10 protein-coding genes are annotated in these 13,862 nt (G+C 45.5%); 3 read left to right on the forward strand and 7 right to left on the reverse strand.

Annotated features, from left to right (window positions below; translation table 11 throughout):
- Positions 1–181 precede the first annotated feature (181 nt).
- From QTN95_RS12915 to QTN95_RS12935, 5 genes are all read right to left on the reverse strand, one after another.
- Positions 182–571, reverse strand: a complete 390-nt coding sequence (locus QTN95_RS12915) for a RidA family protein (protein ID WP_331417745.1) — start codon at positions 569–571, stop codon at positions 182–184.
- A 135-nt stretch (positions 572–706) separates the two neighbouring features.
- A complete protein-coding gene (gene pyrI / locus QTN95_RS12920; RefSeq protein ID WP_138971931.1) occupies positions 707–1,168 on the reverse strand; it encodes an aspartate carbamoyltransferase regulatory subunit in 462 nt (153 codons plus the stop codon).
- Positions 1,169–1,184: 16 nt separating this feature from the next.
- Positions 1,185–2,114 (reverse strand): aspartate carbamoyltransferase, encoded by a 930-nt coding sequence (gene pyrB / locus QTN95_RS12925; protein WP_331417746.1) that lies wholly within the window; start codon positions 2,112–2,114, stop codon positions 1,185–1,187.
- 250 nt (positions 2,115–2,364) lie between these two features.
- Positions 2,365–3,369 (reverse strand): ornithine carbamoyltransferase, encoded by a 1,005-nt coding sequence (locus QTN95_RS12930; protein WP_331417747.1) that lies wholly within the window; start codon positions 3,367–3,369, stop codon positions 2,365–2,367.
- A gap of 118 nt (positions 3,370–3,487) precedes the next feature.
- The gene (locus QTN95_RS12935; protein WP_331417748.1) at positions 3,488–4,864 is read right to left on the reverse strand and encodes a PhoH family protein; all 1,377 of its coding nucleotides are present in this window, start codon (positions 4,862–4,864) and stop codon (positions 3,488–3,490) included.
- A gap of 474 nt (positions 4,865–5,338) precedes the next feature.
- Between QTN95_RS12935 and rapA the strand changes: the two genes are divergently transcribed.
- The 3 genes from rapA to QTN95_RS12950 are packed head-to-tail and all read left to right on the forward strand — an operon-like array spanning position 5,339 to position 10,037.
- Positions 5,339–8,248: an RNA polymerase-associated protein RapA gene (gene rapA, locus QTN95_RS12940; protein ID WP_331417749.1), complete on the forward strand. Its 2,910-nt coding sequence runs from the start codon at positions 5,339–5,341 to the stop codon at positions 8,246–8,248.
- Positions 8,249–8,306: 58 nt separating this feature from the next.
- A complete protein-coding gene (rluA, locus tag QTN95_RS12945) occupies positions 8,307–9,044 on the forward strand; it encodes a bifunctional tRNA pseudouridine(32) synthase/23S rRNA pseudouridine(746) synthase RluA (RefSeq protein WP_138971936.1) in 738 nt (245 codons plus the stop codon).
- Positions 9,045–9,074: 30 nt separating this feature from the next.
- The gene (locus QTN95_RS12950; RefSeq protein ID WP_331417750.1) at positions 9,075–10,037 is read left to right on the forward strand and encodes a D-2-hydroxyacid dehydrogenase; all 963 of its coding nucleotides are present in this window, start codon (positions 9,075–9,077) and stop codon (positions 10,035–10,037) included.
- Positions 10,038–10,045: 8 nt separating this feature from the next.
- Here the strand turns inward: QTN95_RS12950 and QTN95_RS12955 are convergent, their stop codons facing one another.
- Both QTN95_RS12955 and QTN95_RS12960 read right to left on the reverse strand, forming a co-directional pair.
- Complete coding sequence (locus tag QTN95_RS12955) at positions 10,046–10,771, reverse strand: substrate-binding periplasmic protein (protein ID WP_331417751.1); 726 nt, start codon at positions 10,769–10,771, stop codon at positions 10,046–10,048.
- Between the two features lie 141 nt (positions 10,772–10,912).
- Entirely contained in the window at positions 10,913–13,771 is a 2,859-nt protein-coding gene (locus tag QTN95_RS12960; protein ID WP_331417752.1) for a valine--tRNA ligase, read from the reverse strand.
- Positions 13,772–13,862: the final 91 nt, after the last annotated feature.

Consider the following 13,862-nt stretch of genomic DNA (forward strand, 5'->3'; position numbering starts at 1 on the left):
TAAGTGAATCAGGAGAAGCGAAGTCATCAACATCAATAAGCCAGTGAGCCAACATAAAAAATACCCTCAAATATGAAATGTTTGAGGGTATTTTCAACCAACCACAGGATCGTTCAACTGATCATTTACTTAACTGATCGGAGTTAAGCATTAGAGCTCGCTTTTTTGGGGATGGCTTCGATTACTTACGTACAGCGATGGCTTCGATTTCGATACCAACATCTTTTGGTAGACGAGCAACTTCTACGCAAGAACGTGCTGGGTAGTGAGCAACATTGTGCTCATCAAAGAACTTACCGTAAACCTCGTTTACTGTGCCGAAGTCATTTAGATCTTTTACAAACACCGTTAGTTTTACGATGTCTGATACAGATAGGCCAGAGGCTTCAACTACTGCTTTTACGTTTTCTAGAGACTGACGAGCTTGTTCTGCGATGCCAGATGATACTTCACCCGTAGCTGGGTTTACTGGGATTTGGCCTGAAGTCAGTACCATGTTACCAAGGTCAACACCTTGCACATATGGGCCGATAGCTGCAGGAGCTGATTCCGTGTGAAGTACTTTAGTCATTGTTATATTCCATCTGTTTAGGGTTACTGGAAGAAAACTCAGTTTGCCGCGAATCTCGTGCTTCGTAAAGGTAAAAATCCCTGCTTGAGTTAAGCAGGGACAAATTCTTACCTTAAGTTAACTCTCAAATATTCATTAACGCTCAGTGACGATTTCACGAGAGAAAACTTTCTCACAGTACTTGCACTTCAATCGAATATCGTTGTTTTTCTCGAATACTTTAAAGCTACTTTCTACTGGCTCACCGTGTGTGATGCAGTTGGTGTTCGGACACTCAAATACATTATTCACTTGTTCTGGTAACTCGAGAGCCAGCTTCTTAACAACCTGATAGTCTTCAATTTGGTTGACCGTGGCATGCGGTGCATAAAGCGCTAATTTGCTTGCCTGCTCTTCAGTGATAAACACATTTTCGATCTTGAGTAGGTCTTTATGACCTAGGGCAGATGAAGGCAGGTTTAAGCCCACGGTTACGCGCTGTTGTGATTTATGCATTGAAAACAGCTTGAGCACCTTAATGCCAATTTGTGCTGGAATGTGGTCGATTACGGTGCCATTTTTAATCGCTTCAACCTGCAATTGAGTTTCTTTGTTCATGGTTTTTTCTCCTCGATTACAGTGTTTCATTTAGTACAAGTGCAAGTAGAGCCTGACGTGCATATACGCCATTTTCTGCTTGTTCGAAGTAATAAGCGTGTGGGGTTTTATCAACATCCACTGTGATTTCATCGACACGTGGAAGTGGATGAAGCACTTTAAGATTTTCACGTGCACCTTCTAGCATGGCTGCCGTAAGAATGTATGCGGATTTAATATGTGCGTATTCAGATTCGTCGAAACGCTCTTTTTGAACACGAGTCATGTAAAGAACGTCTAGGTCTGGAATGACACTTTCCATATCGGTGTGCAAACTGTATTGGATGCCAGCTTCGTCGAGTTCTTCGCAAATGTAATCTGGCATTGCAAGCGCCTCTGGAGCGATAAAGAAGAAGCGGATGTTGTTAAATTTTGCCAACGCTTGGGTAAGTGAGTGGACAGTACGACCATATTTAAGATCACCCACGAAAGCGACGTTAAGCTCATCCAGTCGATCTTGCGTTTCTGCAATAGAGAAGAGGTCCAGTACGGTTTGAGTCGGATGTTGATTTGCTCCGTCGCCACCGTTAATAACTGGTACACCATTAGAAAACTCAGCAGCTAGGCGTGCTGCACCTTCTTGAGGGTGGCGCATAACAAAGGCATCAACATACGAAGAGATAACCTGAACGGAATCCGCCAATGTTTCACCTTTCTTCGCCAGTGAAGTATTACCGCCATTATCGAAACCAATGACATCACCACCAATGCGTTGGATTGCGGTTTCGAAAGAGAGACGTGTACGGGTTGATGGTTCGAAGAAGCAGCTTGCAACCACTTTGTTTTTAATTAACTCAGGTTGCGGCTTAGCCTTCAGCTCTCCAGCCGTTTTGACAATCAATTCCAGCTCTTCACGTGAAAGCTCAGGAATTGAGATAATATGCTTGTTATAAAGCGTGTTTGTCATAATCATCTTCCCAGTCATGAATTTTAGGCACAAAAAAGCCCCCCATTAAGGGAGGCTTTAGAAATCGGTGAAAATAGAAAAAACAAGCCCCAGTAAGCGTGTTGGCTTACTCACTGTAATACGCTTGGTAGAGCACGAATTACGTGGCATGGTTTTACTATCTCCAGACAAATTGCCGAGCATTATACGCTGAAGAATGGTGAACGCAAGCGATTACATCGACGGTTTTAGTGTCGAATCTTACCTAAGATTAACTACCGAGTGTGGCAACCATCACAGCTTTAATTGTGTGCATTCGGTTTTCCGCTTCATCGAAAACGATAGAGTGTTCGGACTCAAACACATCTTCCGTCACTTCCAGTCCTTTCATACCGTATTTCTCAGCGACTTGTTTCCCTACAGTGGTTTCATCATTATGGAACGCAGGTAGACAGTGCATAAACTTCACTTGTGCATTGCCGGTTTTAGTAATCACATCCATGTTGACTTGATAGGGGGTCATCATTGCGACACGTTCATCCCAAGCTTCTGGTGCTTCACCCATGGATACCCACACGTCTGTGTACAAGTAGTCACAACCTTTTACGCCTTCTTCAACGTTTTCGGTTAAGGTGATTTTTGCGCCCGTCTGATCTGCGATCTGCTGGCAAGTGGTGACCAATTCTGCTTCTGGCCAGAACGCTTTTGGTGCGACAAGGCGGATATCCATCCCCATTTTAGCCGCGCCTACGAGTAGGGAGTTGCCCATGTTGTTGCGTGCGTCACCAAGGTAAGCAAACTTAATCTCATGCAGCTGTTTTCCACGCCCATGCTCAAGCATAGTCAAAAAGTCCGCCAGAATTTGTGTCGGGTGAAACTCATCCGTCAGGCCATTCCAAACCGGCACACCTGCGTACTGACCGAGTTCTTCAACAATGGATTGACCAAAACCACGGTATTCAATGCCATCGTACATTCGGCCAAGGACTCGTGCGGTGTCTTTCATCGACTCCTTGTGTCCGATTTGAGATCCAGATGGACCGATATAAGAAACCTGTGCTCCTTGATCAAAAGCGGCAACTTCAAAAGCACAACGTGTGCGAGTCGAGGCCTTTTCGAAGATTAGCGCAATGTTCTTACCGACCAGTTTCTTCTGTTCGGTGCCAGCATATTTGGCTTTCTTCAGATCCGCAGAGAGATCAAGCAGAAACTGAATCTCTTTCGGGGTGAAATCGAGTAGCTTTAGGAAATTTCGGTTACGTAGATTGAAGGCCATACACCAGTCCTGAATGTTGATTCGGTTTAATGGCTTTAGTTAAACATATTTAACGGCTATTTGTGAATAATTATTTTAAATAAATGCCGAGATATGAATTATATCTCGGCAAAAGTGATTATAAATTCTCTTCGGCGTATTCAGCTAGTCGGCTGCGAACCACACCATTGAGGTGAATGTTGGCACTTCCTTCAAAGTTTTTAAATCGCTCGACCATATAGGTTAAGCCAGAAGTGACGGGGGTTAGATAGTGAGAATCGATTTGTGCTAGGTTACCTGAGCAGACGATCTTAGTCCCTTCACCACAACGGGTTATGATGGTTTTGATCTGAGAAGCGGTCAGGTTCTGACACTCATCGAGCAAGACGAAGGCATTTTGGATCGAACGTCCGCGCATAAAGTTGATCGATTTGAACTGAATATTGGCTTTGTCGCAGATGTATTTCAATGAGCCTTCAGTGCAGTGATCGTTTTTATGCAATGCTTCTAATGTATCGGTGACGGCCGCAAGCCATGGCATCATTTTCTCTTCTTCACTACCCGGTAAAAAGCCGATCGCTTCACCTATGTCTGGGGTGTTTCGAGTGACGATGATTTTGTCAAAGATGCCTTTTTCTATGGTTTGCTCTAGTGCAGAGGCGAGAGCGAGTAAGGTTTTACCACTACCAGCAGCCCCAGTTAGGATCACCAGATCAATGTCTGGATCGAGTAGGGCATCTAGCGCCATTCCTTGATAGATGTTTTTTGGGGTGATATCCCAAGCGCGTCGATGCATCATTCTTTCACGGCTGAGATCTTTAATCGTGATCGTATCTTGGTCTATCTCCTCTACGCGCCCTGCAAAGTCGCTGTCCTCATCGATCATGTATTGATTGATATAAGTAGGCTCAAAGGGTTCGCGTGCGATGGTGTGATAGGTTCTGCCTGCAAGGGTTTTACTTTCGACATCTTGGACGTTGTTCCAGAACTCTCCTTCAATTTGCTGGAATCCTTTTGTCAGGTATTGCACGTCATCAATGAGCTGATCTGTGCGGTAGTCTTCAACAAACCTAACTCCGGCCCCTTTTGCCCGTAAGCGCATGTTGATGTCTTTGGTGACTAAGATGACTTCGCGCGGTGCACGTTTGTTTTGCAAATAGAGCACACCATTTAAGATGCGGTTGTCTCCGGCTTTGTCGGCAAAAGCTTTGACGGTCTCTTGCAGCTCAAAGTCAGCCAGAATGGCAATATGTCCGGTATTCTCTTTCTCTTTGTTGGTGGGGATGCCTTCGGATATCTCATCTGGAGTGGCATCTTTAAACATCGCTTCTAGTGCACGTATTGCGACACGCGCATCGCGAGCAACATCGCGTTTACTGTCCTTAATTCGGTCAAGCTCTTCAAGAACAGTCATTGGGATAACGACATCGTGTTCCTTAAATGAGTAGATGGCGAGTGGTTCATGAAGAAGAATGTTGGTGTCTAGGACAAAAATTTTCCGGTCTGTATCACCCATAAGCGTCTCCTTGCCAGTTGGCGGCCTGCTTACTCTTCAAGCTTTGCTATGAAGAGGATCTCTGCGGTTGGTTGCAGCGATGTAGCCAGGTAATCAGAGTTCGCTGATGGTTTGACTACAAAAACTGCAAACCCGTGTTGAACGTCATCCTATTTGAATGCATCAGTTGTACCAGTCAGAAACTTGACGTGAAATGATGCTGCTCATAGATAAGTATAAACAGCTTTTTCAACACGCTCTTTTAGAAGTGCCACTGATTTCTTACACTTTGATGTCACACTCAGCTTGAGTAAAAAATTGTTGGATTTTGAGGCCTTTGTACGTGACCAATGTCACAGCTTCAAGTAAGATTAGCGACCTTTTTCGGCGTAACGACTGACCTATTTTTCCTCGTCAGTTTCCTTTCAAGTTGCGCAAGAGTTACTAAAATAAATAGACCCATTTTCGAACAAATTTAGATGAGGTAGTCGATTCATGACATTTGCTTTGGGCCAGCGCTGGATCAGCGATACGGAGAGCGATTTAGGTTTAGGAACCGTTGTAGCATTGGATGCTCGTACTGTGACATTAATGTTTGCAGCTTCTGAAGAAAACCGCGTTTACGCTCGAAATGATGCGCCTGTAACCCGAGTGACCTTTAACGCTGGCGATGTGGTTGAAAGTCAGGAAGGGTGGTCTCTTAAAGTTGAGCAAGTTGTCGAAGACCAAGGACTACTAAGCTACATAGGTTCACGTGAAGACAGCGGTGAAGACGGTATTGTTCTGCGTGAAATTATGTTGAGCAACCAGATTCGTTTTAACAAGCCACAAGATAAGTTGTACGCGGGTCAAATCGATCGTATGGATAATTTTGTGCTCCGTTATCGTGCATTGGTGAACCAATACGAACAGCACAAGAGCCCAATGCGAGGTCTGTGTGGTATGCGTGCAGGCCTTATCCCTCATCAGTTATACATTGCACACGAAGTGGGTCGTCGTCATGCGCCACGCGTACTTTTGGCGGATGAAGTCGGCCTGGGTAAAACCATTGAAGCTGGTATGATCATTCACCAGCAAGTACTGGCTGGCCGCGCTGAGCGTATTTTGATTGTTGTACCAGAAACGCTGCAACATCAGTGGTTGGTCGAGATGATGCGTCGATTTAACCTCCACTTCTCCATCTTTGATGAAGAGCGCTGCATTGAAGCATTTGCCGACTCAGAAAACCCATTTGATACTCAGCAATATGTACTCTGTTCGCTCGACTTCTTGCGCAAGAGTCGTAAACGTTTTGAACAAGCACTGGAAGGTGAGTGGGATCTGCTGGTTGTCGATGAGGCGCACCACCTAGAGTGGAGCCCAGAGAAGCCAAGTCGCGAATACCAAGTGGTTGAAGGTTTAGCGGAGCGTACGCCAGGTGTTCTATTGTTGACGGCGACACCTGAGCAGCTAGGTCGTGAAAGCCACTTTGCTCGTCTTCGCTTACTGGATTCTGATCGTTTCTTTGACTACCAAGAGTTCATCAAAGAAGAAGAGCAATATGCGCCGGTTGCTGATTCTGTTAGTGCGCTATTCTCTGGTCAAAAGCTGGCATACGAAGCGAAAAACCAAATTACTGAATTGCTCTCTGAGCAGGATGTGGAGCCACTTTTCCGTATTATCGAAAGTGATAGCGACGAAGAAGCCAAAGCCGCTGCACGCCAAGAACTGATTGATAACCTAATGGATCGTCACGGTACTGGTCGCGTACTTTTCCGTAATACACGTGCTGCAATCAAAGGGTTTCCAACACGTAACGTTCACCTTCTGCCGATGCTTATCCCACAGCAGTACACGACCTCTATGCGTGTGTCGGGCATGATTGGTGGCAAGATGAGTTCGGAAGCTCGTGCGTTAAAGAACCTATACCCAGAAGAGATCTTCCAAGAGTTTGAGGGGGATGATTCAAGCTGGTGGCAATTTGATAGTCGTGTTAACTGGTTACTTGAAAAAATTACCGAAAAGCGCAGTGAGAAAATTTTAGTTATCGCTTCTCGTGCGAGCACTGCACTTCAGTTAGAACAAGCTCTGCGTGAGCGCGAAGGCATTCGAGCTACGGTTTTCCATGAAGGTATGTCGATTCTAGAGCGCGACAAAGCGGCGGCTTATTTTGCCCAGGAAGAGGGCGGTGCTCAGGTACTGATTTGTAGCGAAATTGGCTCTGAAGGTCGTAACTTCCAGTTTGCTAACCAACTGGTGATGTTTGACTTGCCGTTTAATCCGGATTTGCTTGAGCAACGTGTTGGCCGTCTTGACCGTATTGGTCAGAACCGCGATATCGATATTCATGTTCCATACCTACAGGGTACGTCACAGGCCATTTTGGCGCGTTGGTTTGATGAAGGCCTTAACGCTTTTGCAGAAACCTGTCCGACAGGTCGCACGGTTTATGACAAATTCGCAGATCGCCTCATTGAAATGCTTGCGTCAGGCGACACGAGTGATTTAGATGATGTGATTGCTGAATCAGCGGTAATGAACAAAGAGTTAAAAGCTCAGTTAGAACAAGGTCGTGACCGTCTATTAGAAATGCACTCTAATGGTGGTGAAAAGGCGCAAGCAATCGTCGATAAGATTGCAGCAACCGACGGCGATACTAACTTAGTGACTTTCGCTTTGAGCCTGTTTGATACGATTGGTCTCGATCAGGACGACAAAGGTGAAAATGCCTTAGTCGTGACGCCATCAGAGCATATGTTGGTTCCGAGTTATCCAGGTCTGCCTTATGAAGGTGCCACCATCACATTTGACCGTGAAACTGCACTGTCTCGTGAGGATATGAACTTTATCAGTTGGGAACACCCAATGATTCAGGGGGGCATTGACTTACTGATGAGTGAAGGCGTAGGTACGACGGCGGTTTCACTACTGAAAAATAAAGCATTGCCCGTTGGTACAATGCTACTAGAACTGGTTTATAAGGTAGATGCTCAAGCGCCTAAGCGCAGCGGAATCAGTCGTTTTCTGCCAACGACGCCAATTCGCTTAATGCTGGACGGAAAAGGTAATGACCTCTCTTCACAAGTTGAGTTTGAGAGTTTTAACCGTCAACTAAGCCCAGTGGGTCGTCATATCGCAACTAAGCTGGTTTCATCGGTACAGGCACAAGTACATCAGATGATTGAAGCCGGCGATAAGCTAGTGGTAGAAAAAGTCGACGCCATTCGCAGCCAAGCTCAGCAAGAGATGCAAGCGAGCCTCAATGCAGAATTAGAGCGCTTACAAGCATTGAAAGCGGTGAACCCAAATATTCGTGATGAAGAACTTGAAGCGATTGAAGAGCAGATTAAGTTACTCACTGGCTATATTGGCCAAGCTCAGTACCAACTAGACTCGTTACGCATGATTGTGGTCTCTCACAACTAATTGGCGTCCTTTAATTGATAAACCCAGCTCTGAGCTGGGTTTTTGTCGGGTATCATTTATGGCAATGACAGAATACAACCCACCACGTGAACCTTGGGTTGAAATCGTGTTTGAAGACGAGCACATCTTAGCGGTGAATAAGCCGTCTGGTTTGCTTTCTGTTCCGGGGCGAGCAGCAGAACATTATGACAGTATGTGGTCTCGCTTGATGGAAAACTACCCTGATGTTCAGGTGGTTCATCGCTTGGATATGGACACATCCGGTCTGATGGTTTTCGCAAAGCATAAACATGCTGAAAGGGCGTTAAAGAAGCAGTTTCAGTATCGACTGACGCACAAAGTCTATTATGCGCGAGTCTGGGGGCATGTCGAGCAACAAGAAGGAGTGCTCGATTTCCCATTGATTTGTGACTGGCCGAATAGACCGCGACAGAAGGTTTGCTATCAAGATGGTAAACCATCGAAAACCATTTTCCAGGTGGTGAAACGAGAAGAGAAAACCACCATCGTTAGATTGCTACCTGTGACAGGTCGCTCTCATCAGTTGCGCGTTCACATGCAAGCTTTAGGACACCCAATTGTCGGAGATGAATTTTATGCGGAGCAAGAGGCGTATGAATACTCAAATCGCCTAGAGTTGCATGCGGCGGAGCTCAGTTTTTATCATCCGCGCAGTGAATGGCTGCGTAGTATTTTTGTACCATGTGACTTCTATCTTGAAGCAGAAGAGATGATCTTTGATTATTTTGATCCTGTGCGAAAATTACCAGACTACAAAACGCTGCCACACCAATAACTGTATATAAGGCAGCAACAAGGAGGTTATATGTCGCTGCCAACTGTTGTTTTTCTTGATCGAGCAACCATCCCTACGCAAATTGAATTGCCATCTCTTCCATTTCCGCATCACTGGATTGAGTACGATTTCACCACTCCAGCGTTGGTGGTTGAACGTGCTCACCAAGCAGAAGTGATCATTACGAACAAAGTAGTGCTAGATAGCAATATCTTGAGTCAACTAACTAACCTTAAATTGGTCGCTATCTCGGCTACTGGATTTAACAATGTTGATATCGACTATTGTCAGCAACATGGTATCGCTGTGACCAATGTGCAGGGGTATGCCACTCAGTCTGTACCAGAGCACGTGATTGCGATGATGTTTGCGCTTAAACGCAATTTGAAAGGCTATCACAATGATATAGCGGCAGGAGAGTGGCAACGTAATAAGCAGTTCTGTTTCTTTACTCATCCCATTAGCGATACAGCTGGCTCAACGATGGGGGTGATTGGCAGTGGAGCATTAGGGCAAGCGACAGCAGCTGTGGCTAAAGCGTTGGGGATGCATGTTGTCTTTGCGGAGCGCAAAGGGATTTCTCCGTGTCGAGAAGGTTATCTGCCGTTCGAACAAGTACTCGCACAAGCCGATGTGTTAACCCTACATTGCCCGTTAAGCGAAGAGACACGTCATCTTATCGGTCGCAATGAACTGGCTGCGATGAAATCATCCAGTATCGTTATCAACACTGGTCGAGGTGGTTTGGTCGATGAAGAGGCGCTGGTGGATGCCCTAAAACAAGGTGTCATTCGTGGTGCGGGCGTCGATGTCTTTACCGATGAGCCAGCGGATGAATCCAACTCACTTATTGCCAATATGCACTTGCCAAACTTATTACTCACGCCACATGTTGCTTGGGGGAGTGATTCATCAATCCAAAATCTTGCCAATATTCTTATTGATAACATCAGTGCATTTATGGATGGGCGTGAACAAAATCGAGTTGTATAGCGCCCAATTCACTGCCCGGTTGACACCATTTGTTTCAGTCCTTGGTTGAAGAGTTTCATCAGCTCTTCGGCCTCTGGATGTGCTTTGGAAAACAATAAGTAACTGTCATTAGTGAGAAACGGTTTGGGGTTGTATGTGATCAACTCTTGGATCTCAATTGGCATTTTGCCTAATGTGAATAGACCAATATTTTTCTCTTCAGGAACGAGCTCAACCCTTCGATATTTGAGTAACTGGAAGGCCTTATTGGGGGTTTCAACTCGGTTTATTGTAATCTCTTCATCGGCTAACATTTTGTCGAGATTAACACCGTAGCTATAACCGAGTCCCCCTCCCAAATGTTTACCTTTGATATCCGCTAAGCTCTGCCATTGGAATGGATAATCTTTACGATGGAAGAAGACAAACTGCTCTTGAGCAACGGGATCACTAAACAGAAAATACTCGGTACGCTCCTGAGCAAACATCCACACAGCCGTTGCAACAAAATCGCCTTCGCTGGCCTGTTTGTATGCGCGTTTCCAAGGGAAAAAGTGAAATTCGACCAGATAACCTTGTTTGGCAAATACGTCAGTAATTGTTTTCCCAACATACCCATAATCTTCAAGCTGTTCTCCGATAAAAGGTGGCCAGTTTCCGGCTGCAATTTTGATGACTTTTGGCTCATCAGGCGTCGATGCTTGGGATGAGAAACAGGCCAAAAGAGCACCAACGAAAGCTAAGTAGTGTTTCATGTTCTGGTCTATCCGAGTTGTTCGTCTCTTAAAATTAGAATAATAATCGAAACAAACCAAGCCCATTCAATAATATAGATGTAAATAAAAAGGCTGGTCGTTGAGACCAGCCTTGATGTTATTTAATCTAAGAGAACAAACTTATAGCGCTGCAATTGTTGCTTTTTGCTCTTCTAGCTTACTTAATGTCTCTTTGTAGCCTTCTAGTTTCTCACGCTCTTTCGCAACAACAGCTTCCGGTGCTTTAGCAACGAAGCCTTCGTTACCTAGCTTACCGTCAAGACGTTTGATTTCGCCTTGAGTCTTCTTGATTTCACCATCGAGACGAGCAAGTTCCGCATCTTTGTCGATAAGACCAGCCATTGGGATCATCAGTTCAGATTTAGCAACGAGTGCTGTTGCACACGCTGGAGTTTCTTCGCCTGACTCAAGAACACGCACTGACTCAAGTTTCGCTAAAGAAACTAGAACTTGTTTGTTTGCTTCTAGTCGAGCTGCATCTTTTTCGTTTGCCGCTTTTAGCATAACTTCAAGTGGTTTACCTGGATTGATGTCGTACTCAGCACGTAGGTTACGAATGCTGGTGATGAATGACTTAACCCACTCGATGTCATCAAGAGCTTCTTGGTTGAAGTTTGCTTCATCAAACTGAGGAAGCGCTTGAAGCATAATGGTGTCACCTTCAACGCCGTCAACAAGAGGCTTGATGCTCTGCCAAATAGTCTCGGTGATGTAAGGAATCACTGGGTGTGCTAGGCGAAGCGTCTTCTCTAGAACTGTGATTAGCGTGCGACGTGTACCACGTTGCTGAGCTTCATTTCCTTTCCATAGAACAGGTTTGGTTAGCTCTAGGTACCAGTCACAGAATTGGTTCCAGATGAACTCATAAATTGTGTTCGCTGCCATATCTAGACGGTAGTTATCTAGGTGGGCGTTGAACTCTTGCGCTGCAAGCTCAAACTGAGATTCGATCCACTTGTCTGCAAGAGAGTATTCAACTTCACCAGCACCAAAGCCACAATCTTGCTCTTCTGTGTTCATGAGTACGTAACGGCTCGCGTTCCATAGCTTGTTACAGAAGTTACGGTAACCTTCTAGACGTTTCATATCCCAGTTGATGTCACGACCAGTAGAAGCCATTGCCGCGAGAGTGAAACGCAGTGCGTCAGTACCGTATGGTTCGATACCGTTCTCAAATGTCTTACGTGTGTTCTTCTCGATCTTCGCTGCAAGTTGAGGCTGCATCATGTTGCCAGTGCGCTTCTCAACAAGAGACTCAAGGTCGATGCCGTCGATCATATCGATAGGGTCAAGAACATTGCCTTTAGACTTAGACATCTTGTCGCCGTTTTCGTCACGGATTAGACCAGTAACGTAAACTGTTTTGAATGGTACTTGTGGTTTACCATTCTCATCTTTACAGAAGTGCATCGTCATCATGATCATACGAGCAACCCAGAAGAAGATGATGTCAAAACCCGTAACCAATACATCTGAAGGGTGGAATGTCTTCAGGTCGTCAGTGTTTTCTGGCCAACCTTGAGTACCAAACGTCCATAGTGCAGAAGAGAACCAAGTATCCAGTACGTCGTCGTCTTGGCGTAGAACCACGACTGGCGCTAAGTTGTTGTTAGCACGAACTTCTTCTTCAGAGCGACCTACGTATACATTACCGTCATTGTCGTACCATGCTGGAATGCGGTGACCCCACCATAGCTGACGTGAGATACACCAGTCTTGAATGTCACGCATCCAAGAGAAGTACATGTTTTCGTATTGCTTAGGAACGAATTGGATTTCGCCATCTTCAACCGCTTTTGTTGCCGTTTCAGCTAGAGGTGCTGTGCGAACGTACCATTGGTCTGTCAGCATTGGTTCGATAACCACACCACCACGGTCACCGTAAGGAACCGTTAGGTCGTGATCTTTCACTTCCTCAAGCAGACCCAGTTCGTCAAACTCAGCAACGATAGCCTTACGCGCAGCGAAACGCTCCATGCCACGGTATTTTGCTGGGATATCTGTAGAGTAAGCATCGCTTGCTTCACCGTTTGTCGTGAAGACTTCAGCCGCATCACGGATATCAGCGTTGAAAGTTAGGATGTTGATCATTGGTAGCTGGTGACGCTTACCTACTTCATAGTCGTTGAAGTCGTGAGCTGGTGTGATCTTCACACAGCCAGTACCTTTTTCCATATCCGCATGCTCATCGCCTACGATAGGGATGCGACGATCAACGATTGGAAGGATGATCTCTTTACCGATAAGATCTTTGTAACGAGGATCTTCTGGGTTGACTGCAACACCAGTATCACCAAGCATTGTTTCAGGACGAGTTGTCGCAACAACAATGTAGTCTTTGCCTTCGGCAGTTTTGACGCCGTCCGCTAGTGGGTAGCGGAAGTGCCACATATGGCCTTTTTTGTCTTTGTTTTCTACTTCTAGATCAGAGATCGCAGTGTGTAGCTTTGGATCCCAGTTAACGAGACGCTTACCGCGGTAGATAAGATCTTCTTCGTATAGACGAACGAAAACTTCTTGAACGGCATTTGATAGACCGTCATCCATTGTGAAACGTTCACGATCCCAGTCTACAGATGCACCAAGACGACGGAGCTGTTTAGTGATCGTACCGCCAGATTCACCTTTCCATTCCCAGATTTTGTCGATGAAAGCATCACGGCCATAGTCGTGTTTTGTTTTGCCTTCTTCAGCAGCAATCTTACGCTCCACAACCATTTGAGTCGCGATACCAGCATGGTCAGTACCTACCTGCCAAAGGGTATTTTTACCCTTCATACGTTCAGCACGGATAAGTGTATCCATGATAGTGTCTTGGAACGCGTGGCCCATATGTAGGCTACCAGTGACGTTCGGTGGCGGGATCATGATGCTGTAAGCTTCTTTAGTCGTGTCACCGTGTGGCTTGAAGTAGCCTTTCTCTTCCCAAGCTTGATATAAAGCCTGTTCAATTGAAGTTGGGTTGTATGTCTTTTCCATAATCGCCTTTTTTCTCGTCATATTTGGGCTGATCGCTGTGTTAACTGCACTCGCAAACCCTAATCAAATACTTAATGTATATTCATAGGGA

Source organism: Vibrio sp. M260112 (assembly GCF_036533775.1).
Lineage (GTDB): Bacteria > Pseudomonadota > Gammaproteobacteria > Enterobacterales > Vibrionaceae > Vibrio.